The organism is Salinimicrobium terrae DSM 17865, from assembly GCF_000424665.1.
In the GTDB taxonomy this organism is placed as follows: domain Bacteria; phylum Bacteroidota; class Bacteroidia; order Flavobacteriales; family Flavobacteriaceae; genus Salinimicrobium; species Salinimicrobium terrae.
Window position 1 is genome coordinate 71,924 of the sequence record NZ_KE384222.1, and the last position, 23,749, is coordinate 95,672.

General features: G+C 39.5%; 37 protein-coding genes. 36 read left to right on the forward strand and 1 reads right to left on the reverse strand.

Going from position 1 to position 23,749, the window contains the following annotated elements:
* The first annotated feature begins 2 nt into the window (after positions 1-2).
* The 35 genes from rpsJ (at position 3) to ctlX (ending at position 21,209) form a co-directional block, all read left to right on the forward strand.
* Complete coding sequence (gene rpsJ / locus H148_RS0114645) at positions 3-308, forward strand: 30S ribosomal protein S10 (protein ID WP_010181931.1); 306 nt, start codon at positions 3-5, stop codon at positions 306-308.
* Positions 309-477: 169 nt separating this feature from the next.
* A complete protein-coding gene (rplC, locus tag H148_RS0114650) occupies positions 478-1,089 on the forward strand; it encodes a 50S ribosomal protein L3 (RefSeq protein WP_029035464.1) in 612 nt (203 codons plus the stop codon).
* Positions 1,089-1,718, forward strand: coding sequence for a 50S ribosomal protein L4 (rplD, locus tag H148_RS0114655; protein ID WP_029035465.1), 630 nt, complete (start codon positions 1,089-1,091; stop codon positions 1,716-1,718). The genes rplC and rplD overlap by 1 nt, the downstream gene beginning before the upstream one ends.
* 5 nt (positions 1,719-1,723) lie before the next feature.
* Positions 1,724-2,014, forward strand: a complete 291-nt coding sequence (rplW, locus tag H148_RS0114660; protein ID WP_029035466.1) for a 50S ribosomal protein L23 — start codon at positions 1,724-1,726, stop codon at positions 2,012-2,014.
* A gap of 9 nt (positions 2,015-2,023) precedes the next feature.
* A complete protein-coding gene (gene rplB / locus H148_RS0114665; RefSeq protein WP_029035467.1) occupies positions 2,024-2,851 on the forward strand; it encodes a 50S ribosomal protein L2 in 828 nt (275 codons plus the stop codon).
* A gap of 6 nt (positions 2,852-2,857) precedes the next feature.
* Positions 2,858-3,136 (forward strand): 30S ribosomal protein S19, encoded by a 279-nt coding sequence (gene rpsS, locus H148_RS0114670; protein ID WP_029035468.1) that lies wholly within the window; start codon positions 2,858-2,860, stop codon positions 3,134-3,136.
* Between the two features lie 8 nt (positions 3,137-3,144).
* Positions 3,145-3,552, forward strand: coding sequence for a 50S ribosomal protein L22 (rplV, locus tag H148_RS0114675; protein WP_029035469.1), 408 nt, complete (start codon positions 3,145-3,147; stop codon positions 3,550-3,552).
* Positions 3,553-3,560: 8 nt separating this feature from the next.
* Complete coding sequence (gene rpsC / locus H148_RS0114680) at positions 3,561-4,283, forward strand: 30S ribosomal protein S3 (protein ID WP_029035470.1); 723 nt, start codon at positions 3,561-3,563, stop codon at positions 4,281-4,283.
* A 19-nt stretch (positions 4,284-4,302) separates the two neighbouring features.
* Entirely contained in the window at positions 4,303-4,722 is a 420-nt protein-coding gene (rplP, locus tag H148_RS0114685) for a 50S ribosomal protein L16 (protein WP_029035471.1), read from the forward strand.
* Between the two features lie 11 nt (positions 4,723-4,733).
* Entirely contained in the window at positions 4,734-4,925 is a 192-nt protein-coding gene (gene rpmC, locus H148_RS0114690; protein ID WP_029035472.1) for a 50S ribosomal protein L29, read from the forward strand.
* Positions 4,926-4,942: 17 nt separating this feature from the next.
* Positions 4,943-5,200, forward strand: coding sequence for a 30S ribosomal protein S17 (gene rpsQ, locus H148_RS0114695; RefSeq protein ID WP_029035473.1), 258 nt, complete (start codon positions 4,943-4,945; stop codon positions 5,198-5,200).
* Positions 5,201-5,202: 2 nt separating this feature from the next.
* A complete protein-coding gene (rplN, locus tag H148_RS0114700) occupies positions 5,203-5,571 on the forward strand; it encodes a 50S ribosomal protein L14 (protein ID WP_029035474.1) in 369 nt (122 codons plus the stop codon).
* A 12-nt stretch (positions 5,572-5,583) separates the two neighbouring features.
* Positions 5,584-5,895: a 50S ribosomal protein L24 gene (gene rplX, locus H148_RS0114705; RefSeq protein WP_029035475.1), complete on the forward strand. Its 312-nt coding sequence runs from the start codon at positions 5,584-5,586 to the stop codon at positions 5,893-5,895.
* Between the two features lie 2 nt (positions 5,896-5,897).
* Positions 5,898-6,449 carry a 50S ribosomal protein L5 gene (rplE, locus tag H148_RS0114710; RefSeq protein ID WP_029035476.1) on the forward strand — a complete coding sequence of 184 codons (552 nt, stop codon included), beginning with the start codon at positions 5,898-5,900 and terminating at the stop codon, positions 6,447-6,449.
* A gap of 2 nt (positions 6,450-6,451) precedes the next feature.
* Positions 6,452-6,721 carry a 30S ribosomal protein S14 gene (gene rpsN / locus H148_RS0114715; RefSeq protein ID WP_029035477.1) on the forward strand — a complete coding sequence of 90 codons (270 nt, stop codon included), beginning with the start codon at positions 6,452-6,454 and terminating at the stop codon, positions 6,719-6,721.
* 67 nt (positions 6,722-6,788) lie between these two features.
* A complete protein-coding gene (rpsH, locus tag H148_RS0114720) occupies positions 6,789-7,187 on the forward strand; it encodes a 30S ribosomal protein S8 (protein ID WP_029035478.1) in 399 nt (132 codons plus the stop codon).
* Positions 7,188-7,206: 19 nt separating this feature from the next.
* Positions 7,207-7,749, forward strand: a complete 543-nt coding sequence (rplF, locus tag H148_RS0114725) for a 50S ribosomal protein L6 (protein ID WP_029035479.1) — start codon at positions 7,207-7,209, stop codon at positions 7,747-7,749.
* A gap of 11 nt (positions 7,750-7,760) precedes the next feature.
* Positions 7,761-8,120 (forward strand): 50S ribosomal protein L18, encoded by a 360-nt coding sequence (gene rplR, locus H148_RS0114730; RefSeq protein ID WP_029035480.1) that lies wholly within the window; start codon positions 7,761-7,763, stop codon positions 8,118-8,120.
* Positions 8,121-8,124: 4 nt separating this feature from the next.
* On the forward strand, positions 8,125-8,649 hold the full coding sequence (rpsE, locus tag H148_RS0114735; RefSeq protein WP_029035481.1) for a 30S ribosomal protein S5: 525 nt from the start codon (positions 8,125-8,127) through the stop codon (positions 8,647-8,649).
* A gap of 12 nt (positions 8,650-8,661) precedes the next feature.
* Positions 8,662-8,844, forward strand: coding sequence for a 50S ribosomal protein L30 (rpmD, locus tag H148_RS0114740; protein ID WP_029035482.1), 183 nt, complete (start codon positions 8,662-8,664; stop codon positions 8,842-8,844).
* Between the two features lie 9 nt (positions 8,845-8,853).
* Positions 8,854-9,306 (forward strand): 50S ribosomal protein L15, encoded by a 453-nt coding sequence (rplO, locus tag H148_RS0114745; protein ID WP_029035483.1) that lies wholly within the window; start codon positions 8,854-8,856, stop codon positions 9,304-9,306.
* Positions 9,307-9,315: 9 nt separating this feature from the next.
* A complete protein-coding gene (gene secY / locus H148_RS0114750; protein ID WP_029035484.1) occupies positions 9,316-10,653 on the forward strand; it encodes a preprotein translocase subunit SecY in 1,338 nt (445 codons plus the stop codon).
* The gene (infA, locus tag H148_RS0114755) at positions 10,653-10,868 is read left to right on the forward strand and encodes a translation initiation factor IF-1 (RefSeq protein WP_006988529.1); all 216 of its coding nucleotides are present in this window, start codon (positions 10,653-10,655) and stop codon (positions 10,866-10,868) included. The genes secY and infA overlap by 1 nt, the downstream gene beginning before the upstream one ends.
* Positions 10,869-10,873: 5 nt before the next feature.
* On the forward strand, positions 10,874-10,990 hold the full coding sequence (ykgO, locus tag H148_RS18065) for a type B 50S ribosomal protein L36 (protein ID WP_037325435.1): 117 nt from the start codon (positions 10,874-10,876) through the stop codon (positions 10,988-10,990).
* A gap of 2 nt (positions 10,991-10,992) precedes the next feature.
* A complete protein-coding gene (rpsM, locus tag H148_RS0114760; RefSeq protein WP_029035485.1) occupies positions 10,993-11,367 on the forward strand; it encodes a 30S ribosomal protein S13 in 375 nt (124 codons plus the stop codon).
* Between the two features lie 8 nt (positions 11,368-11,375).
* Entirely contained in the window at positions 11,376-11,765 is a 390-nt protein-coding gene (gene rpsK / locus H148_RS0114765; RefSeq protein WP_029035486.1) for a 30S ribosomal protein S11, read from the forward strand.
* Positions 11,766-11,853: 88 nt separating this feature from the next.
* Positions 11,854-12,459 (forward strand): 30S ribosomal protein S4, encoded by a 606-nt coding sequence (rpsD, locus tag H148_RS0114770; RefSeq protein ID WP_029035487.1) that lies wholly within the window; start codon positions 11,854-11,856, stop codon positions 12,457-12,459.
* A gap of 20 nt (positions 12,460-12,479) precedes the next feature.
* Positions 12,480-13,472 carry a DNA-directed RNA polymerase subunit alpha gene (locus H148_RS0114775; RefSeq protein WP_029035488.1) on the forward strand — a complete coding sequence of 331 codons (993 nt, stop codon included), beginning with the start codon at positions 12,480-12,482 and terminating at the stop codon, positions 13,470-13,472.
* A 91-nt stretch (positions 13,473-13,563) separates the two neighbouring features.
* Complete coding sequence (gene rplQ, locus H148_RS0114780) at positions 13,564-14,058, forward strand: 50S ribosomal protein L17 (protein WP_029035489.1); 495 nt, start codon at positions 13,564-13,566, stop codon at positions 14,056-14,058.
* Between the two features lie 191 nt (positions 14,059-14,249).
* On the forward strand, positions 14,250-15,371 hold the full coding sequence (gene carA, locus H148_RS0114785; RefSeq protein WP_029035490.1) for a glutamine-hydrolyzing carbamoyl-phosphate synthase small subunit: 1,122 nt from the start codon (positions 14,250-14,252) through the stop codon (positions 15,369-15,371).
* A gap of 169 nt (positions 15,372-15,540) precedes the next feature.
* The gene (locus H148_RS0114790) at positions 15,541-16,122 is read left to right on the forward strand and encodes a hypothetical protein (protein ID WP_156877269.1); all 582 of its coding nucleotides are present in this window, start codon (positions 15,541-15,543) and stop codon (positions 16,120-16,122) included.
* A gap of 157 nt (positions 16,123-16,279) precedes the next feature.
* The gene (gene eno, locus H148_RS0114795; RefSeq protein ID WP_029035492.1) at positions 16,280-17,572 is read left to right on the forward strand and encodes a phosphopyruvate hydratase; all 1,293 of its coding nucleotides are present in this window, start codon (positions 16,280-16,282) and stop codon (positions 17,570-17,572) included.
* Between the two features lie 278 nt (positions 17,573-17,850).
* Positions 17,851-19,140, forward strand: coding sequence for a citrate synthase (locus tag H148_RS0114800; RefSeq protein WP_029035493.1), 1,290 nt, complete (start codon positions 17,851-17,853; stop codon positions 19,138-19,140).
* Between the two features lie 217 nt (positions 19,141-19,357).
* Entirely contained in the window at positions 19,358-20,269 is a 912-nt protein-coding gene (locus tag H148_RS0114810) for a dimethylarginine dimethylaminohydrolase family protein (RefSeq protein WP_029035494.1), read from the forward strand.
* Positions 20,270-20,276: 7 nt separating this feature from the next.
* Complete coding sequence (gene ctlX / locus H148_RS0114815) at positions 20,277-21,209, forward strand: citrulline utilization hydrolase CtlX (protein WP_029035495.1); 933 nt, start codon at positions 20,277-20,279, stop codon at positions 21,207-21,209.
* Between the two features lie 120 nt (positions 21,210-21,329).
* Here ctlX and H148_RS0114820 read toward each other — a convergent pair whose 3' ends face one another.
* A complete protein-coding gene (locus H148_RS0114820) occupies positions 21,330-21,764 on the reverse strand; it encodes a hypothetical protein (RefSeq protein ID WP_029035496.1) in 435 nt (144 codons plus the stop codon).
* Between the two features lie 111 nt (positions 21,765-21,875).
* Here H148_RS0114820 and argS point away from each other — a divergent pair, with 111 nt between their 5' ends.
* Positions 21,876-23,645, forward strand: a complete 1,770-nt coding sequence (gene argS, locus H148_RS0114825) for an arginine--tRNA ligase (RefSeq protein WP_029035497.1) — start codon at positions 21,876-21,878, stop codon at positions 23,643-23,645.
* The last annotated feature ends 104 nt before the right edge of the window (positions 23,646-23,749 follow it).

Genomic DNA, 23,749 nt, shown 5'->3' on the forward strand with positions numbered 1-23,749 from the left:
AAATGAGTCAAAAAATCAGAATAAAACTAAAATCATACGATCACAACCTGGTAGACAAATCTGCCGAGAAGATTGTAAAAACCGTAAAAAGTACGGGAGCTGTGGTAACCGGACCAATTCCATTGCCAACTCATAAGAAGATCTTTACTGTATTACGTTCTCCACACGTTAATAAAAAATCGAGAGAACAGTTTCAGTTAAGCTCTTATAAGAGGTTACTGGATATCTACAGTTCTTCTTCAAAGACTATTGATGCCTTGATGAAACTTGAATTACCAAGTGGAGTAGAGGTTGAGATTAAAGTGTGATAAACAACACGGCTGGGTAAAGTTAAGGCATGCCTTAACACAACACCTTGTCGCAACATGTCCCGAGCTTTAGGCGAGGGAAAAACGGTGAAAAATACATTCAGGATTGGAAGTATTTTCAATCCTGAATATTTTTAAATAAAAATAAATTAATAACTAATAATTAATTATGTCTGGGTTAATAGGAAAAAAGATTGGCATGACCAGCATTTTTGACGAGAATGGAAAGAACATTCCATGTACCGTTATTGAAGCAGGACCATGTGTAATTACCCAAGTCAGAACCGAGGAGGTTGACGGGTACAAAGCTCTTCAACTTGGTTTCGATGACAAAAAGACTGCTAATAAGGCTGCCGAAGGGCACGCTAAAAAAGCCGGAGCTGCAGCAATGCGCAAAGTCGTTGAATTCAAGGGATTTGAAGGAGAGCACAAATTAGGTGATACTATCACCGTTGAGCATTTTACTGAAGGCGAATTTGTTGACGTTTCCGGTACTTCAAAAGGTAAAGGTTTTCAAGGTGTTGTTAAACGTCATGGTTTTGGTGGTGTTGGACAGGCAACTCATGGTCAACATAACCGTTTAAGAGCTCCCGGTTCGATTGGTGCGGCGTCTTATCCTGCGAGAGTTTTCAAAGGAATGCGCATGGCCGGTAGAATGGGTGGTGAAAAAGTAAAAGTAGAAAACCTGAGAATTCTTAAAGTAATAGCCGATAAGAATCTACTTGTTGTAAGTGGAGCTGTACCGGGACATAAGAATTCTTATGTAATCATTCAGAAGTAATGGAAGTAGCAGTTTTAGATATAAAAGGAAAAGAAACAGGGAGAAAGGCAAACCTTTCTGATGCTGTTTTTGCAGTGGAGCCGAACAACCATGCTGTTTATCTTGATGTGAAGCAATATTTGGCCAATCAACGCCAGGGAACTCATAAAGCGAAAGAACGTGCAGAGATTGCTGGTTCTACGCGTAAGATCAAGAAACAAAAAGGTACAGGTACTGCCCGTGCGGGAAGTATCAAGTCTCCAATCTTTAAAGGAGGAGGTAGAGTATTTGGTCCAAGACCAAGAAACTATTCCTTTAAATTAAATAAGGGCCTAAAGAGACTGGCAAGAAAATCTGCTTTGTCTATGAAGGCAAATGATAACTCCATAATAGTTGTTGAAGATTTTTCATTTGATACTCCAAAAACCAAAAACTTCATTGAAGTTTTACAGGCTTTAGGACTGGAAGGGAAAAAATCTTTGATAGTGTTGGGTGACTCGAATAAAAATGTATATTTGTCGTCACGCAATTTAAAGGCCTCTGAGGTTGTAAGTTCTTCGGAATTAAGTACTTACAAAATTTTAAACGCTAATAATTTAGTGTTTTTAGAAGGGTCTCTAGAAGGAATTGAGTCGAATCTAAGTAAATAAGCATTATGAGTATCTTAATAAAACCTATTATTACAGAGAAAGCTACCGCAGATAGCGAACTTAACAATAAGTACGCTTTTGTAGTTGATAATAAGGCGAATAAGATTGAAATTAAAGACGCAGTTGAGTCTGCTTATGGTGTTTCAGTTACTAAAGTTCGTACAATTAATGTCCGCCCGGACAGAAAGACCCGTTACACAAAAACGGGTGTTGTTACTGGTAAAACCAGTGCCTTGAAAAAAGCACTAGTACAGGTGGCGGAAGGTGAAACTATTGATTTATATAGTAATCTCTAAGATTAGAAAATGTCAGTTAGAAAATTAAAACCAATTACCCCTGGTCAGCGATTTAGAGTAGTGAACGGATTTGACGCGATCACTACTGATAAGCCGGAGAAAAGTTTATTAGCTCCGAACAAAAGATCTGGTGGTAGAAACAGTCAGGGAAAAATGACTATGCGCCACATTGGTGGTGGTCATAAAAAGCGTTACAGGATCATCGATTTTAAAAGAGACAAGCAGGGGATTCCTGCAACTGTTGCTTCTATCGAGTATGATCCAAACAGAACGGCTTTTATCGCTTTATTGAATTATCAGGATGGTGAGAAACGATATATTATTGCTCAAAATGGACTTCAGGTTGGGCAGAATATAGTATCTGGAATGGAAGATGTGGCGCCCGAGATAGGGAATGCTATGCCTTTGTCTATCGTTCCTTTAGGTACTATTGTCTCTTGCATTGAGTTAAGGCCTGGACAGGGAGCTGTTATGGCTCGTAGTGCCGGTGCTTTTGCTCAATTAATGGCGAGAGAGGGTAAATATGCAACTATTAAATTGCCTTCTGGAGAAATCCGTAGGGTATTGGCTAGCTGTGTAGCGACTATTGGTGCTGTTTCAAACAGTGACCACCAGTTGTTGATTTCAGGAAAGGCCGGTAGACACAGATGGTTGGGTAGAAGACCAAGAACAAGACCTGTGGTTATGAACCCGGTAGATCACCCAATGGGTGGTGGTGAAGGTCGTGCTTCGGGAGGTCACCCAAGGTCTAGAAATGGAATACCTGCTAAAGGTTTCAGAACCCGTTCCAAGACCAAGTCGAGTAATAAATATATTGTAGAACGTAGAAAGAAATAATAAGATATGGCACGTTCATTAAAAAAAGGACCTTACGTTCACTATAAACTGGAGCAAAAAGTTGCTCAGAATACAGAATCTGGAAAGAAAGCGGTTATTAAAACCTGGTCAAGGGCTTCAATGATCACTCCAGATTTTGTTGGGCAGACTATTGCTGTACACAACGGGCGCCAATTTGTTCCTGTGTACATTACCGAGAACATGGTAGGTCATAAATTAGGTGAGTTTTCACCAACAAGATCGTTTAGAGGTCATGCTGGTGCTAAGAATAAAGGTAAAAGATAATTGAAGCTATGGGAGTTCGTAAAAGAGAAAGAGCAGAGCAAACTAAAGAAGCTAAAAAGCGAATAGCTTTTGCTAAACTAAATAACTGCCCTACTTCGCCAAGAAAAATGCGTCTGGTTGCAGATCTTGTTCGTGGTGAAAAAGTAGAAAGAGCGCTTCAGATTTTGAAATTCAATTCTAAAGATGCGTCTAAAAGTCTTGAGAAATTGTTATTGTCGGCAATTGCCAACTGGCAGTCTAAGAATGAAGATGCAAGCATTGAAGATGCAGAGTTGTTTGTACAGGAGATTCGCGTTGATGGAGGGAGTATGTTGAAGAGACTACGTCCTGCACCACAGGGTCGCGCACATAGAATTAGAAAACGTTCCAACCATGTCACATTGGTACTTGGAGCAAACAATAATACACAAAGCTAGTTAAGAGTATGGGACAGAAAACAAATCCAATCGGGAATCGCCTTGGTATCATTAGAGGATGGGAATCCAACTGGTACGGAGGAAATGACTACGGCGATAAATTAGCCGAAGACGATAAGATTAGAAAGTATATCCATGCTCGTCTTTCAAAAGCGAGTGTATCAAGAGTGATTATAGAGCGTACACTTAAGCTTGTAACCGTTACTATCACCACTGCCCGTCCCGGTATTATTATTGGGAAAGGCGGCCAGGAGGTAGACAAGCTAAAAGAGGAGCTTAAGAAAATCACCGACAAGGAGGTTCAAATAAACATCTTTGAGATCAAAAGACCGGAACTTGATGCTCATTTAGTAGCGTCAAGCGTTGCCAGACAAATTGAGAATCGTATTTCTTACCGTCGGGCAATTAAAATGGCTATTGCGGCTGCAATGAGAATGAACGCTGAAGGTATTAAGATCCAGATCTCTGGCCGATTGAATGGTGCTGAGATGGCGCGTTCAGAAGGATACAAGGATGGAAGAATTCCATTGTCGACTTTTAGAGCCGATATTGATTATGCTTTGGTTGAGGCACACACTACTTACGGTAGACTGGGTGTAAAAGTATGGATCATGAAAGGCGAGGTATACGGTAAAAGAGAACTTTCTCCACTTGTTGGCATGGCCAAAAAACAAGGAGGAAAACCCGGAACCGGACGAAGTGGTGCACCAAAATCACGTCGTAGAAAGTAATTTTTTAAAGTAAAGAAAAATGTTACAGCCTAAAAGAACAAAATATCGCAAGATGCAAAAAGGCCGTATGAAAGGTGTTTCTCAAAGAGGACACAGACTTTCAAACGGAACCTTTGGAATCAAATCATTGGATTCAAATTTTGTGACTGCAAGACAAATAGAAGCTGCACGTATTGCTGCTACCCGTTATATGAAGAGGGAAGGTTCACTTTGGATTAAAATATTTCCAGATAAGCCTATTACAAAGAAGCCTCTTGAAGTACGTATGGGTAAAGGAAAAGGTGCTGTTGAATACTGGGCTGCAGTTGTAAAACCAGGAAGAATACTTTTTGAAGTAGGAGGTGTACCTTTTGATGTTGCTAAAGAGGCTTTGCGCCTGGCAGCACAAAAACTTCCTGTCAAAACTAAGTTCATTGTAGCTAGAGATTATCAAGCTTAATTAGAGACATCATGAAACAATCAGAAGTTAGAGAATTGTCTGTAGCAGAATTACAGGAAGAACTTGGTAAGGAAAGGAAATCATATTCCGATCTTAAAATGGCTCACGCAGTATCGCCATTAGAGAACCCAATACAGTTGAGAACTGTGAGAAGATCTATAGCGCGTATTGCTACAGAGTTAACTAAAAGAGAACAACAATAATTGTTATTCTGCTGAAAATGGAAAAAAGAAACTTAAGAAAAGAACGTATAGGTGTTGTTACTAGCAATAAGATGGTTAAGTCTATTGTGGTTTCAGAAACTAAGAAAGTAAAACACCCCATGTATGGAAAGTTCGTTTTGAAAACGAAGAAATATGTGGCACACGACGAAACAAACGACTGCAACATTGGAGATACAGTAAGGATCATGGAAACTCGTCCTATGAGTAAATCTAAATGCTGGAGGTTAGTAGAAATAATTGAAAGAGCGAAGTAATTATGGTACAACAAGAGTCTAGATTAAGAGTTGCAGACAATACCGGAGCTAAAGAAGTTTTAGTTATTCGCGTATTGGGCGGTACAAATAGAAGATACGCTTCTGTTGGAGACAAGATCGTTGTCAGCGTAAAAGAAGCTACACCTAACGGGAGCGTTAAGAAAGGTGCAGTTTCAACAGCAGTTGTTGTTCGTACCAAAAAAGAAGTGCGCAGACCAGACGGATCTTACATTCGTTTTGATGATAACGCATGTGTTCTTTTGAACCCTTCAGGGGAGATGAGAGGAACCCGCGTTTTTGGACCTGTAGCACGTGAACTTCGTGATAAGCAATTCATGAAGATCGTATCATTAGCACCAGAAGTGCTTTAATACAGAAATAAGATGAAAAAGCTTAAAATAAAAACCGGAGATACTGTTCGCGTAACTGCTGGAGATCATAAAGGTCAGGAAGGTAAAGTACAACAAGTATTTCTGGATAAGAATAAAGCCATTGTGGAAGGTGTAAATATGGTCTCAAAACATGAGAAGCCAAGTGCATCAAATCCTCAGGGCGGAATCAAGAAGAAGGAAGCATCTATTCATATTTCCAATCTTTCTTTGATCGACAAAAATGGTGATAATACCAGGGTTGGATATAGAACAGAGGACGATAAGAAAGTTAGATTTTCCAAAAAATCCAATGAAGTAATTTAGTTATGGCGTACGTACCAAGACTTAAGAAAGAGTATAAAGAGAGAGTTATCTCTTCTCTTACAGAAGAATTCAGTTACTCCAACGTAATGGAGGTTCCAAAACTACAGAAGATAGTTGTGAGCCGCGGAGTTGGAGCTGCTGTGGCAGATAAAAAGCTTATTGATCATGCTGTAGATGAAATGACAGCTATTACTGGTCAAAAAGCCGTTGCGACCATTTCCAAAAAAGATGTTGCTTCTTTTAAACTACGTAAAGGAATGCCAATTGGGGCCAAAGTTACTTTACGCGGAGAAAGAATGTATGAATTTCTGGATCGTTTAATTACTTCTGCACTTCCACGTGTGCGCGATTTCAATGGAATCAAAGCAACCGGATTTGACGGAAGAGGAAACTATAACCTCGGTGTGACTGAGCAAATTATTTTCCCGGAGATAGATATTGATAAGGTTAACAGGATTAACGGGATGGATATAACTTTCGTTACGAGTGCTAACACCGATAAGGAAGCAAAATCATTGTTAACCGAACTAGGATTACCTTTTAAAAAGCAATAATTATGGCTAAAGAATCAATGAAAGCCCGTGAGGTGAAGAGACAGGAATTGGTAGAAAAGTATGCTGAGAAGCGCAAGTCTTTAAAAGAAGCTGGTGATTATGAAGCATTACAAAAATTACCAAAAAACTCATCTCCTGTACGTTTGCACAACCGTTGTAAATTGACCGGAAGGCCTAGAGGTTATATGAGACAGTTTGGAATTTCACGAGTAACTTTTCGCGAAATGGCAAACAATGGGTTAATTCCCGGAGTAAGAAAAGCTAGTTGGTAAGATTATAAATTGGGAGAAGGTTCCACGATATTTATCGAGAGAAAACCCCTTCCGCAAATTGAAATAGATGAATACAGATCCTATTGCAGATTATTTAACAAGAATTAGAAATGCGGTTGCTGCAAGCCACAGAGTGGTGGAGATACCCGCTTCTAATCTTAAAAAGGAAATTACCAAGATTCTTTTTGATCAGGGATATATCCTTAGTTACAAATTTGATGATTCGACCGCTCAGGGGAGCATCAAAATTGCACTAAAATATGATAAGGTTACAAAAGAACCTGTTATCAAAAAAATTCAGCGAATAAGTAAACCAGGTTTACGTAAGTATGCTGGTGCCAATGAGCTTCCTCGTATCCTTAATGGCCTTGGAATTGCTATTGTTTCTACTTCTCATGGTGTTATGACTGGAAAGCAGGCGCAACAGGATAAAGTTGGTGGTGAGGTATTGTGCTACGTTTACTAATATTTAAAGACGAAAAGAAATGTCCAGAATAGGTAAAAATCCAATCACAGTTCCACAAGGTGTTACAGTAGACATTAAGGATGGAATTGTTACGGCAAAAGGAAAATTAGGGGAGCTTACACAGGAATTCTCTGAGATTGATATTAAGATCGAAGAAGGAGTTATTACTTTAGAGCGTCCCTCAGATAAAAAGGATCACAAAGCAAAGCATGGTCTTTACCGCGCTTTAATTAGCAATATGATCGAAGGTGTTTCCAATGGATTCACACATGAACTTGAATTAGTTGGTGTGGGATACAGGGCGTCTAACCAGGGTCAAAAATTGGATCTTGCAGTTGGGTACTCTCATAACATTGTCTTAGATTTGGCCCCCGAAGTAAAGGTGGAAACAATTTCAGATAAAGGTAAAAATCCTGTAGTGAAATTGACTTCACATGATAAACAATTAGTAGGCCAGGTAGCTGCAAAGATTAGATCTTTCCGTGCACCGGAACCTTACAAAGGTAAAGGTATCAAGTTCAAAGGTGAACAGTTAAGAAGAAAAGCAGGTAAATCAGCTTAATAACTAAGATTATGGCAGTTTCAAAACAAGATAGAAGAACTAAGATCAAAAAAAGGATCAGAAGAGATATAAGCGGAACTCAGGGCCGTCCAAGACTTTCAATTTTTAGAAGCAATAAAGAAATTTATGCTCAAATTGTGAATGACGTGGATGGTAAAACTCTGGTAGCTGCTTCTTCAAGAGATAAGGAAGTTGCATCTGCGACTGTAGAGAATAAAATTGAGCAGGCAGCATTAGTTGGAAAGGCTATTGCTGAAAAAGCTTTAAAAGCCGGGATAGATACCATCTCTTTTGACAGAGGAGGTTACCTGTACCACGGTAGAGTAAAATCATTAGCAGAAGGTGCTCGCGAAGGAGGACTAAAATTCTAAAAGTATGTATCAGGATTATAAAAACGTAGAACTTGTAAAACCAGGTGGACTTGAATTAAAAGATCGTTTGGTGGGTGTACAACGTGTTACTAAAGTTACAAAGGGTGGTAGGGCTTTCGGCTTTTCTGCAATTGTAGTTGTAGGTGATGAAAATGGGGTTGTAGGCCACGGGTTAGGAAAATCAAAAGAAGTAGCCGATGCAATTGCTAAAGCAGTTGAAGACGCGAAGAAAAACCTGGTACGTATCCCTCTAAACAAGGGTACTCTACCTCACGAACAAAAAGGTAAATACGGTGGAGCCAGAGTAATGTTATTGCCGGCGGCTCCCGGTACCGGAGTCATTGCGGGTGGAGCTATTCGTGCAGTACTTGAAGCTGTGGGAGTACATGATGTACTTTCAAAGAACCAGGGGTCTTCCAACCCTCACAATGTGGTAAAAGCAACTTTTGATGCTTTACTTCAATTGAGGAGTGCAGAGACTGTTGCCAAGCAACGAGGTATTTCTCTTGAAAAAGTATTTAAAGGTTAATAACAAGGAACAATGGGAAGAATTAAAGTAACACAGGTAAAAAGTGCTATTAAGCGCACTCAAAACCAAAAACGTACTTTGGAAGCACTTGGACTAAGAAAACTTGGTCAGGTTGTGGAGCATGAAAATACGCCAAACATCCTTGGTATGGTAAATAAAGTAAATCACTTAGTCTCTGTTGAGGAGACCAAATAAGAAATTCACATGGATTTAAGTAACTTAAAACCTGCGAAAGGTTCAGTTCAAAGTAACAGTAAGCGAGTTGGGCGTGGTGAAGGATCGGGGAAAGGCGGTACTGCTACCCGTGGTCACAAAGGTGCCAAGTCTCGTTCTGGTTACTCCAGGAAAATAGGATTTGAAGGAGGGCAAATGCCACTTCAAAGACGTGTTCCAAAGTTCGGATTCACTAACATTAATCGTAAGGAGTATCAGGGGATTAATCTTGATACCTTACAAAATTTAGTTGATGAAGGTAGAATTACAGATACGGTAGACATGAAAGTTCTTTTAGAGAATGGGTTGGCCGGAAAAAATGAGTTGGTTAAGATATTAGGTAGAGGTGAATTAAAAGCAAAGTTGAAAATATCTGTTCATAAATTTACTGCCTCAGCAAAGCAAGCTATTGAAGCTGCTGGTGGTGAAGCTGTTACTTTATAATAGATAACAATGAAATTCATCAATATTTTAAAGAATATCTGGAAAATCGAGGAGCTAAAAAACAGAATTTTAGTAACTCTCGGTTTGTTGTTGGTGTATCGCTTTGGAGCACAGGTAGTGCTTCCCGGAATTGATGCGTCTCAATTAGCGAACCTTGCCACTCAAACAGATGGTGGACTGCTGGGATTGCTTAATGCCTTTACAGGAGGTGCATTTTCTAATGCTTCTGTATTCGCCTTAGGGATTATGCCTTACATCTCTGCATCTATTGTAGTGCAGTTAATGGGAATTGCTGTTCCTTACCTTCAAAAATTACAGAAGGAAGGGGAGAGTGGTCGTAGAAGGATTAATCAGATTACCAGGTGGCTTACTATAGCTATAACACTTGTCCAGGGACCGGGTTACATATATAACCTTTTTGCTACTTTACCGTCAAGTGCCTTCCTTCTTGGAAGCACAGTAACTTTTGTTGCTTCGTCGGTAATAATCCTGACTACTGGTACCATCTTTGCGATGTGGCTTGGTGAAAAGATAACCGATAAAGGTATTGGTAATGGTATTTCCCTCCTTATTATGGTTGGTATTATCGCAACTTTGCCACAAGCATTTATCCAGGAATTTGCTTCCAGAGTATTTGAATCGAACGGAGGTCTTATTATGATCCTTATTGAACTTGTGATTTGGTTCGTGATCATATTAGCCAGTGTAATGTTGGTAATGGCTGTACGACAAATTCCGGTACAGTATGCGAGAAGGACTGCTTCTGGGGGTTACGAGAAAAATGTTTTTGGTTCAAGACAATATATCCCATTAAAGCTTAATGCTTCTGGGGTTATGCCAATTATTTTTGCCCAGGCAATCATGTTTATTCCTGCCGCAGTTGCCGGACTTTCACAGTCTGAAACAGCTCAGGGCGTAACTGCCGCCTTTAGTGATATCTTCGGCTTTTGGTACAATCTCGTGTTCGCGTTGTTAATCATTATATTTACGTATTTTTACACCGCGATTACAGTACCTACTAATAAAATGGCAGACGATCTTAAGAGAAGTGGTGGTTTCATCCCCGGTATTAGACCAGGAACTGAGACTGCTGAATTTCTTGACAGGATCATGTCACAAATCACCCTTCCTGGATCTATATTCCTGGCGCTTATTGCAGTGTTCCCTGCTATTATCGTGTCACTTTTAGGAGTACAGGCTGGCTGGGCATTGTTCTTCGGAGGAACATCATTGTTAATTATGGTAGGAGTTGCAATTGATACCATGCAACAGGTAAATGGATACCTATTGAACAGACATTACGATGGACTCATGAAAACCGGTAAAAACAGAAAAGCTGTAGCATAATGGCAAAACAATCGGCAATAGAACAAGACGGAACGATCATTGAAGCATTGTCAAATGCTATGTTCCGGGTGGAATTAGAGAATGGTCATGTAGTGACCGCGCATATTTCAGGTAAAATGCGAATGCATTATATTAAGTTATTGCCTGGGGACAAAGTGAAATTAGAAATGAGCCCGTACGATTTATCTAAGGCTCGAATAACTTACAGATACTAATAACTATGAAAGTTAGAGCATCAATTAAAAAAAGAAGTGCCGAGTGCAAAATTGTGCGAAGAAAAGGCAGACTGTACGTGATTAACAAAAAGAATCCAAAATTTAAACAAAGACAAGGGTAGTTATGGCTAGAATTGCAGGTGTTGATATACCAAAACAAAAGCGAGGCGTTATAGCATTGACCTATATCTTCGGAATTGGAAAGAGCAGAGCTCAGGAAATTCTTAAAGAGGCCAACGTAGAAGAAGGAAAGAAAGTTTCAGACTGGAACGATGACGAGATCGGAAGAATTCGTGAGGCAGTTGGCGCTTTTAAAATTGAAGGGGAATTACGTTCAGAAGTTCAATTGAGCATTAAGCGCTTAATGGATATTGGAAGTTACAGAGGAATTCGTCACAGAGCGGGATTACCGTTAAGAGGACAGAGAACTAAGAACAACTCCAGAACCAGAAAAGGAAGAAGAAAAACAGTTGCCAACAAAAAGAAAGCAACTAAATAATAAGTAGGATGGCAAAAGCAAAAGCAGCTCAAAAGAAGCGTAAAGTTAATGTTGAGTCTATTGGAGAAGCACATGTTACTGCTTCTTTCAACAACATTATAATATCGTTAACCAATAAGAAAGGTGATGTTATCTCCTGGTCTTCTGCCGGTAAAATGGGATTTAGAGGATCTAAGAAAAACACTCCTTATGCAGCACAATTAGCTGCAGAAGACGCATCAAAAGTGGCCCACGAAGCAGGTCTTCGTAAGGTAAAAGTATATGTGAAAGGACCAGGAAACGGAAGAGAATCTGCAATTCGTTCCCTTCACAATGCTGGTATTGAAGTAACCGAGATCATTGACGTTACTCCACTTCCACACAACGGATGTCGTCCTCCAAAAAGACGTAGAGTTTAATTAACAAGTATAACAAAAGTAAGCAAAGAGATCTGCGAAGGACAGTGACCTTAATTCCACGATCGCTTGCTTTATAATCAAATTTTCAATGGCAAGATATACTGGTCCAAAGACTAAAATCGCCCGTAAATTCGGGGAAGCTATTTTCGGAGATGACAAATCTTTTGAAAAAAGAAATTATCCTCCGGGACAACACGGTAATAACCGTCGTCGCGGAAAAAAATCTGAATATGCTGTCCAGTTAATGGAGAAGCAAAAAGCTAAGTATACCTATGGTATTCTTGAGCGTCAATTCAGGAACATGTTTGAAAAAGCAACACGTGCCCAGGGAATTACCGGGGAGGTGCTTTTGCAATTATGTGAGTCTCGTTTAGACAACGTGGTATACAGAATGGGAATTTCCCCTTCACGACGTGGAGCAAGACAATTAGTTTCTCACAGGCACATTACCGTTAACGGAGAATTGGTAAACATACCTTCTTACCAGTTAAAGGCAGGAGATGTAGTAGGAGTAAGAGAGAAATCTAAATCCTTAACCGCTATCCAGGATTCACTGGCTAATTCCAGTAGTGTGTATGAATGGATAACATTCAACAACGAGACCAAACAAGGAACTTTTGTTTCTGTTCCGGGAAGAGTACAAATTCCCGAAAATATAAATGAACAATTCATCGTCGAATTATATTCGAAATAATAATTCACAGAAGTCGTAATATGGCAATATTAAATTTTCAGAAGCCCGATAAAGTTATAATGATTGATTCTACCGATTTCGAAGGGAAATTTGAATTTCGCCCTTTGGAACCAGGTTATGGATTAACTGTTGGTAACGCTCTAAGAAGAGTACTTTTATCTTCACTTGAAGGGTTCGCTATTACCTCCGTTCGCATGGAGGGAGTAGAGCACGAATTCTCAACTATCCCGGGGGTAGTAGAAGACGTAACCGAAATAATTCTAAATCTGAAACAGATCAGGTTTAAGAGGCAAATTGATGAAATAGACAATGAAGCCGTTACAATTTCTGTTTCAGGTCAGGAGCAATTGACTGCAGGACACTTTCAAAAGTTCATTTCTGGTTTCCAGATCCTAAACCCGGATCTTGTGATCTGTAATATGGATAAAAAGGTGAACCTTAACATGGAAGTTACCGTAGAAAAGGGTAGAGGTTATGTTCCTGCTGAAGAGAACAAGAAAGCCAACGCTCCTATTGGGACAATCTATACAGATTCCATTTACACACCTGTGAAAAATGTGAAGTATAGCATCGAGAACTACAGGGTTGAACAAAAAACTGACTATGAGAAACTTGTTTTTGAGATCTCTACAGATGGTTCCATTCACCCTAAGGAAGCCTTGACCGAAGCTGCAAAGACTTTGATCCACCATTTTATGTTGTTCTCTGATGAGCGGATCACTTTGGAGGCCGATGAGATTGCACAGACTGAAACTTATGATGAAGAATCCCTTCACATGCGTCAGTTACTAAAAACCAAACTGGTTGATATGGATCTTTCAGTTAGAGCATTAAACTGCTTGAAAGCTGCAGAAGTTGATACCCTTGGAGATTTAGTATCATACAACAAGAATGACCTGATGAAGTTCCGTAACTTCGGAAAGAAATCCCTTACCGAACTCGAAGAGTTGGTAAACAACAAAGGATTGAATTTCGGGATGGATCTTTCAAAATATAAATTAGACAAAGACTAGTTGCGGTTTTGCGACTGTCAAGAATATATTATTAACCGTCATAGTTTGCTCCCCAAAGTGGGTCGTAGCAAGATGATGAAATAAAAATGTCATGAGACACGGAAAAAAAACAAACCACTTAGGAAGACAAACTGCACATCGTAAGGCGATGCTTGCAAATATGGCTTGTTCCCTAATTGAGCATAAGCGTATCAACACTACAGTTGCAAAAGCAAAAGCTTTAAAACAATTTGTAGAGCCGTTGGTGACAAAATCAAAAGAAGATACTACTCACAACAGGAGAGTTGTTTTCAGTAAGCTTCGCGACAAAAATGCAATTACTGAACTTTTTCGTGAAGTAGCTCCTAAAGTGGGAGATCGTCCGGGAGGTTATACCCGTATCATTAAACTTGGAAACAGACTTGGTGACAACGCAGATATGGCACTTATAGAACTTGTTGATTACAACGAGATTTATAACGTGAACAAGCCCGAGAAGAAGAAATCTACACGTAGAGCAGGTAGAGGTAAGAAATCTGCCGATACTGCGCCAACGAAGCCTGAAGCTTCTGCTGAAGACAAGAAAACTGAAGGAAACGAGGAATAAGAATGATTCTTTCTTCTGAAAATTTTAAAAAGGATAAGCCATTAAAGCTTATCCTTTTTTTATACCCAAAAATGAGGTGCCAAAAAGGGCATTTTTCAAAACACCTTAAAAAGGAAAAATCCGTATCATTAATGCGGGAATTATCTCCTTTGAAAATAATATTTTTGTAAAAGTATAAAGAGGAAGCACTTATGAAATACCAAACACGAAAGAAAGCCATTCTGTTGCTCGAAGACGGTACCATTTTCCATGGGAAAGCAGTAGGAGATAAGGATGGAAAAGCCTTTGGAGAGGTCTGTTTCAATACCGGGATGACCGGTTACCAGGAGATCTTTACAGATCCTTCCTATTTTGGTCAAATAATGGTGACCACTAATGCACACATCGGGAATTATGGTGCTAATGAAGATGAAAAGGAAGCTGAAACAGCACAAATAGCCGGGCTGATTTGTAAAAATTTCAGTTATTATCAATCACGTCCTTCGGCAGATGAAACACTGAAAGAGTTTCTCGACCGTAGCCACCTTTTTGCAATTTCAGATGTAGATACTCGGGCTCTGGTGACTTATATTCGGGAAAATGGCGCCATGAACGCTGTGATCACAACCGAGTTTGAAAATATTGAAGCATTGAAAAAGGAACTTTCTGAGGTGCCCGATATGAACGGACTTGAACTGGCATCAAAAGTTTCTACCAAAGAGCCATATTTTTTCGGCGAGGAGTCGGCCCGGTTTAAAGTTGCTGTCCTTGATATAGGTGTCAAAAAGAGCATTTTGAAGCACCTTTCTTCCAGGGATGTGTACTGCAAAGTTTTCCCTTACAATACTACCTATTCAGAAATGAAGGAATGGGGAGCTCAGGGATATCTGCTATCGAATGGTCCCGGAGATCCACAACCTCTAAATAATGCTATCCAGGTCGCCAAAGATATCATTGCAGAGGATAAGCCGCTTTTCGGAATTTGTCTGGGGCACCAGATAATTGCCCTGGCTAATGGTATTTCTACTTATAAGATGCATCACGGACATCGGGGAATTAACCATCCTATTTTGAATCTCGAAACTGGAAAGGGAGAGATCACATCACAAAATCATGGTTTCTCGGTTAACAAAGAGGAGACCGAGGCGCATGAAGAGGTGCTTGTTACGCATACTCATCTTAATGATCAAACAGTTGCGGGGATAAGAATGAAGAACAAAAATTGTTTCTCGGTTCAATATCATCCCGAGGCAAGTCCGGGTCCAAATGACGCACATTACTTATTTGATGAGTTCATTCATAACCTGATAGGACAAAAAGTTTCTTCTAAATAATTTATTTATAGCTTCAAAAATCCCTTTCAGAAATGTCTTTTTTGAAAGGGATTTTTTCCATTATCTGGAAAGTTAAGATGCGTGTTTCCGGTTAAGTTTTTTTATTTTAATCTTTTTAGCAGGGATATTTCAGCTTTATGGGCAGAAGAATCCGATGCTTTATGGCGGAATGGAATTATTTCGGCATACGGAGTTCGAAGACAACTCCTTCGGAAACCTTAATATGGGTAGTCAGCTGTATCATTGGAAAATATTTGCGCCCGAAGTCGGTTTTAGCCGTTATGGAGGGACGTTCAGAGAAAGAGGGATTGCAAATGAACCAGGTGTTTATTTCATCACCCCGGCCATGTTTCATATGAATTTTAATGCAAATGTTTTCACCTTCACTCCAAAAATGAAACTAGGGAAACAGGACGCTTTTCTTAGCTTTAGCCCCACTTATAATATAGGCACGGCAAATGCTAACGGTGCCTATTACGTGCTGGATGGAAAACAATATGTTCTTGAAAAGGGTCAAAAGAAAAGTAGCCCGGTTTCTTTTTGGAGCTTCTCCCTTGGCGTCGAAGGGCTGGCAATTCAGGAGGAGAAATATTGGTTCACCATATTTTTAACTTATTCGAACGTTGATGCCAATGCTGCGCTGTCGAAACTTGACTTTTCAGAATATGATATTAGTACAAATAATACTACATCAACTATTGGGATAGGAATAAGGCTCTATTACAATCCTTTTCCCGTAAAAGATGACTGAAATATTTTTCAATTACAGTTTCAGAAGCTATCTACAACGTATTCGTTAATAAAATTCTCTTAATTTCTTTGAAGTACACCTATTGATTTTTACTATTCTTTTGAAGTATTCGTATCTTGCAGGGGCAAAAAAAGATAATTAATTAAAATTTATAAATATGAGCGTTATAATAAATATTCATGCTAGACAAATATTTGATTCCCGTGGTAATCCAACTATTGAAGTTGATGTAGAAACTGAAAATGGAATAATAGGAAGAGCAGCTGTACCTTCAGGAGCTTCTACAGGTGAGCACGAAGCCGTTGAACTTCGCGACGGTGGGAAAGATTACATGGGGAAAGGAGTTTCAAAAGCCATAAAGAATGTAAATGAAGATATTGCTGAAGAGCTTTTAGGTTATTCAGTTTTTGATCAGAATATTATTGATCAGGCAATGATCGAGCTGGATGGTACTCCAAATAAATCTAAACTAGGCGCAAACGCTATTTTAGGGGTTTCCCTCGCCGTGGCGAAAGCTGCTGCAAACGAATTGAATATGCCGCTTTATCGTTATGTTGGTGGGGTTAGTGCAAACACCCTTCCGGTTCCCATGATGAACATTATCAATGGAGGTTCTCATAGCGATGCACCTATTGCTTTCCAGGAGTTTATGGTAATGCCCGTTAAGGCAAAAGATTTTTCTGAAGCCTTAAAAATGGGTACAGAGATCTTTCACAACCTTAAGAAAGTACTTCACGATCGTGGTCTAAGTACTGCAGTAGGGGACGAAGGTGGATTTGCTCCAACCCTTGACGGAACAGAGGATGCACTAGACACCATTTTACAGTCTATTAAGAATGCAGGTTACAAACCTGGAGAAGAAGTTATGATCGCTCTTGATTGTGCTGCTGCTGAATTTTATGAAAATGGTAAGTATGACTACAAAAAATTTGAGGGAGATTCAGGTAAAGTGAGAAGCAGTGAAGAGCAGGCAGAATATCTTGCCGAATTAGCTTCAAAGTACCCAATCATTTCTATTGAAGATGGTATGGATGAAAATGACTGGGATGGATGGAAAGCTCTAACCCAAAAAATAGGTGATAAAGTCCAACTTGTTGGTGATGACCTTTTTGTAACTAATGTAGAACGTCTTTCAAAAGGTATCGAGAACAAAATAGCCAATTCTATCCTTATCAAGGTTAACCAGATCGGAACATTGACTGAAACTATTTCGGCGGTGAACATGGCACATAATGCAGGATATACATCTGTAATGTCTCACCGTTCCGGAGAAACTGAGGATAACACTATCGCCGATTTGGCTGTCGCCTTGAACACCGGGCAGATCAAGACCGGTTCGGCTTCACGTAGTGACCGTATGGCTAAGTACAATCAGCTTCTTAGAATTGAAGAAGAACTTGGCAGTGTTGCTTACTTCCCTCAGGAAAAAGCCTTCAAAATTAAAAGATAGTTTACTCTACCTGTATTTTTAAAGCCTTTCCTCTTCGGAAAGGCTTTTTCTTTTAAAAGACATGACGGTTATCATGCTTTGTTACATATTGTCTTAATATTTTTAGATAATTCAGAATTAGAGAAGTAGCTCAAAGTCTATTCTATAAAAAGAACATTATTCTTCTTTTTTTCATTTCCCGGAAGGTTGAGGAAAAGGGCCGCTCCGACCGAAAATTAAGGTAGAATTTTGTAAATTAGCAATCCTGAAAATAAATTATAAGCAAATTCATAAAAAATATGTCAAAAGTAGCTACTATAAAAATAGATGGTAAAACCTATGACCTTCCAATGGTTGTAGGAACAGAAAAAGAAGTTGCCCTGGATATTACTAAATTAAGGGGACAAAGCGGAGCAATAACCCTTGATCCCGGGTATAAGAATACAGGTGCATGTGAAAGCGCTATAACATTCCTGGACGGGGAAGAAGGAATTTTGAGATACCGTGGATATTCAATTGAAGAACTGGCCGAAAAAGCTGATTTTCTGGAAGTAGCTTACCTATTGATTTTTGGAGAATTACCAACTGAAACCCAGTTACAAAAATTTAATACAGATATTCTTGACCAGAGCATCGTGAATGAGGATATGAAAACTGTACTTAAAGGTTTCCCTCAATCGGCTCATCCCATGGGAGTGCTTTCCTCTTTAACCAGTGCGCTTACTGCTTTTAATCCAAAATCGGTAAATGTGGATTCTGAAGAAGACATGTATAAGGCGATAGTCAAGATACTTGCAAAATTTCCTGTCCTGGCTGCATGGACTTTACGCAAGAAGAACAATCAGGTTCTTTTTAATAAAGACACCAACATTGGATATGTTGAAAGCCTGTTAAAAATGATGTTTCAGGAGGATAATCCTAAAAAGAACTATAAGCAAAACAGGGTTGTTGTGAATGCTTTGGATAAACTGCTAATTCTTCATGCCGATCATGAGCAAAACTGTTCTACATCTACTGTAAGAATTGTAGGTTCATCTCACGCCGGATTGTTTGCTTCGATTTCAGCAGGAGTTTCTGCGCTTTGGGGACCGTTACATGGTGGAGCAAACCAGGCCGTGATAGAAATGCTGGAAGAGATTAAAGCCGATGGCGGAGATACTTCAAAATTTATAGCAAAAGCAAAAGATAAAGATGATCCTTTTAGATTAATGGGCTTTGGACATCGCGTGTATAAAAACTTTGATCCAAGAGCAAGAATCATCAAGAAAGCTGCCGATGAAGTTCTTGGACAGTTGGGAGTTGATGATCCTATTCTTGAAATTGCAAAAGGTCTTGAGAAAACCGCTCTTGAAGATCCTTATTTCGTTGAAAGAAAGTTGTACCCGAATGTTGATTTCTATTCCGGGATAATATATCGTGCGATGGGAATCCCTACAGAGATGTTTACAGTGATGTTTGCTGTGGGCCGTCTTCCCGGTTGGATCGCTCAATGGAGAGAGATGCGACTGAGAAAAGAACCAATTGGTCGTCCAAGGCAGGTTTACATTGGAGAAACCAAACGTTCTTTTAAACAAATTGAGAATAGATAAATTCTCTATAGAATAATAAATTTATAAAGCTCCGCAGAATCTGTGGAGCTTTTTTAGTATAAACCTGAAAAGAAAAATTTTGAATGATTAAATTTTCAGCTGATCCTTTACCGGAAATCTGGGGACCAAACATGATTAAAAAAAGTGCTATAAAGAAAGGGAATTAGCTCTTATGAAGGATGATTCCTTTTCTTATATTTGCGGCAAAATTGGGGTTATGAAACTGAATATTAAAAATGAAACTTCACGTCTTAGAGCTGTTATTCTTGGGACAGCCGAAAGCCCCGGCCCAACACCGGAATATTCAAATGCTTATGATCCAAAATCTGCAGAACATATAAAAGCCGGAACTTACCCTGTAGAGCAGGACATGGTACGGGAAATGGAGGCTGTACACGAAATACTGGAGAGGTACGAGGTCAAAGTTTATCGTCCTAAACTAGTTAAGGATTTGAACCAGATCTTTACCCGTGATATAGCTTTTGTTATAGACGACAAATTCATTAAAGCCAATATTCTGCCAGATCGGGAGGAAGAAATAGAGGCCATTCAATATGTTATTGATCAAATGGATCCCGACAAAGTCATTGAATTGCCCGAAGATGTGCATGTGGAAGGAGGAGATGTTATGCTCTATAATGACGATCTTTTTGTAGGAGCATATTATGGAGAGGATTATTCTCAATTTATTACCGCACGAACCAATCTTAAAGGTGTGCAGCATCTCAAGGAAATGTTCCCTAATAAAAAGGTGAGATCATTTAATCTCAGAAAATCTAATTCAGAAGCGAGGGATAATGCCCTGCACCTCGATTGTTGTTTTCAGCCCGTGGGAAGGGGGAAGGCTATTCTTTATAAAGATGGATTCCTTGATCCTAAGGAATATCAGTGGCTGGTGGATTTCTTCGGAAAAGAGAATATTTTCGAGATCACCCGCCAGGAAATGTATGATATGAACTCAAATGTTTTTTCTATTTCTGAAGATGTGGTTATTTCGGAAAAGAATTTCACCCGACTTAATACCTGGCTCAGGGAGAATGGCATGAAAGTGGAAGAAGTACCCTACGCCGAAATAGCTAAACAGGAGGGCTTATTGAGATGTTCAACGCTACCTCTAATAAGAGATTAAATTGTAAATGAGACAAATAACAGATACTGTACTAATGGTGCGGCCGGTTGCCTTCAGAATGAATGAGCAAACCGCCGTAAATAATTACTTTCAGGAAGGTCTGCACATGGATAAGGAGCAGATCAATAAGAAAGCTCAGGAAGAGTTTGATGCTTTTGTTGAAAAATTAAGGAAGGTGGGGGTGAACGTCATTGTTGTAGATGATGACGAGAAACTCGATACTCCGGACTCAATTTTTCCTAACAACTGGGTCACCTTTCATGAGGATGCTACTGCAGCCATTTATCCTCTTTTTGCCGAAAACCGAAGAAGAGAGCGACGCGCAGAGGTATTTGATAAAATTGAAGCAGAAGGTTATCTTATTAAAGAAGTAATTGACTACACCAGTGCAGAGGAGGAGGAGCTCTATTTGGAATCTACAGGAGTGCTCATTCTTGACAGGATCCATGAGAAAGCTTATTGCGCACTTTCGCCAAGAGCCAATGAAGAACTGTTAATTGAATTTTGTGAAGATTTTGAACTAACACCCGTCATTTTTACCGCATACCAGGATGTGGATGGTCGCAGGATGCCTATTTACCATACCAATGTAATGATGTGCCTGGCCGAAAATTTTGCTGTGATTTGTCTGGACAGTATTGATGATCCGAAAGAGCGAAAGAATGTGGTTAAACATTTGAAGTCCGACAGGAAAGAGATCATAGAAATTTCTGAAGCCCAGCTGCATCATTATGCAGGGAATATGTTACAGGTGCAAGCTGCCGACGGGAAAAAATATTTGGTGATGAGTGAAGCGGCAAGAAAAAGTCTGCTTCCGGTTCAAATAGCAGCCATAGAGAAGCATTGTGAAATTCTTAGCAGTGATCTCACTACAATCGAAACCTGTGGCGGCGGAAGTGCCCGCTGCATGCTGGCCGAAGTTTTTCTTCCGAAGAAATAAGGCAACGCGGCTTTATGAAGAACCTGTTTTACGTCAACCTGAACTTGTTTCAGGTTCTAATAGATTCAGAAGTTAATTGACCTGATTTTAAGCGCTTTTAGAAAGGACTTTTTTACACCCTTATTCCTGGTCTTCTACTCTTGGCAACGCTCTGTCTGCTTTGTAATGCCGGAGTTTCTTTATAAAGCTGTGCACCTCAGTCTGGTCGGCGCCGGCGTGGATCTTTATAAAATGATTGTCTATGTAAAAAGAATATTCTTCTGCCCGTCCTTTGTAGATCTTCAGCTTATAAAAAGGGATAGCCAGCGAATAAGTTTCTCCTGCCGCTCTAAAACTTATTAATAGTCCTTTAGAGCGCATTTCCAGGGTACAATTGCTTTGTCCTTCGTTTAAAACGAGCAGGTTGTAAATTTCAATACTGGCGGCAGTAACAGGAAGTTCGCGAAGATTCGTGTTTTTTAGTTCCTTTCTTTCTGCAAGGTTGAAGGGCTTGCCCACTAACTCATTGATCTCTTCTCTTTTATCACTAAAGTCCCGGGAAATATTTAGTAGCATTTCTTTTTTTCTAAAGATAAGCATTTGCGTTCAAACCCTTTAACCAAGCTCAAATTTCTGTTATCTTTGCGGCTTCCTGTACCAGTTTGCAGGTATTAAAAACATATTAAAATGAATGTTCAGGACATACTTTCCGTTCAGGTAAAAGAAGCGGTTAAAAATATATTTCAGGTGGAATTGGAGACAATAGAATTCCAGCCAACCCGAAAAGATTTTGAAGGCGATATTACACTTGTCACTTTTCCTATGTTGAGACAAGTTAAAACAAGTCCGGTGAAACTGGGGGAAGCTATTGGCCAGTATCTTGTTGAACACAACAATGAGATTGAAAAATTTAATGTAGTACAGGGATTTTTGAACATTGTGCTGGCAGATCAATATTATCTCAATTTCTTCGGAAAAATTAAAGAAGACGCCAACTTTGGAAAAGCTCCGGAAGGCGGAGAGTCAATAATGGTAGAGTATTCATCACCAAATACAAATAAACCACTGCATTTGGGCCACATTCGAAATAACCTTTTAGGGTTCTCGGTAGCTGAAATTTTGAAGGCTTCCGGAAAAAAGGTTTATAAAACCCAGATCATCAACGACCGCGGAATTCATATCTGTAAGTCCATGCTCGCCTGGCAACGCTTTGGAAATAGTGAAACTCCGGAAAGCTCAGGATTAAAAGGAGATAAACTGGTAGGTAACTACTATGTGAAATTTGACAAAGTCTATAAGGAGGAAGTTTCTTATCTGCTTGCTCAGGGTAAAACTGAAGAAGAAGCAAAAGCCGAAGCTCCTATTTTAAAAGATGCGCAGGAGATGCTTCGTAAATGGGAAGCCGGCGATAAAGAAGTTGTGGACTTGTGGAAGACCATGAACCAGTGGGTTTATGACGGTTTCGAGCAGACTTACGATAAACTTGGAGTTGATTTTGATAAAAATTATTACGAGAGTAATACTTATTTGCTCGGTAAAGATGTAGTTGTCAAAGGTCTGGAAAAAGGGATTTTTTACCGCAAAGAGGACGGTAGCGTATGGATCGACCTTACAGATGAAGGCCTTGATGAAAAAATTGTGCTGCGTAGTGATGGTACTGCAGTTTACATGACCCAGGATATTGGGACTGCTATCCAGCGGGTAGAAGATTATGCCATTAATGGGATGGTCTATACTGTAGGAAACGAACAGGATTACCACTTTAAAGTGCTCTTTTTGATTCTTAAAAAACTTGGATTCACATGGGCAGATAATCTTTACCACCTAAGTTACGGAATGGTGGATCTTCCTTCTGGAAAAATGAAAAGTCGGGAAGGAACCGTTGTTGATGCCGATGATCTTATTGAAGAAATGACCGCTACCGCCAAAAATATTTCTGAAGAGCTTGGAAAACTTGATGGTTATTCAGAACCTGAAAAGGAGGAGCTTTATCGCATTATTGGTCTTGGAGCCCTTAAATATTACATTTTAAAAGTAGATCCCCGTAAAAGGATACTTTTTAATCCGGAAGAATCTGTCGATTTCCAGGGGAATACTGGCCCTTTTATTCAGTACACCTATGCGAGAATTCAATCTATTCTCCGTAAAGCTGAATTTGACTACAGTGAACAAATACTGGACTATAATTTGAACGATAAGGAAAAAGAGTTAATAAAACAGCTTCAGCTTTATCCTGAAACTGTACAGTTGGCTGCCGAAAATCATAGTCCGGCACTTATAGCGAATTACACCTATGATCTGGTGAAGGAATTCAATAGTTTCTATCAAAATGTAACAATTCTTGGAACCGAAGATGAAACTGAAAAGAAATTCCGGGTACAGTTGTCAAAAACAGTGGGAGATGTGATTAAATCCTCTTTTGGATTATTGGGAATTCAGGTGCCCGAGAGAATGTAAACCGAAGTACGAAGGTAGAATTACGAATTACGAAGTTGGACGTCTGAAGGTAGAAATGAAGAAAAATATAAGGTGTCAAAAATGACATTTTTGACACCTGTTCC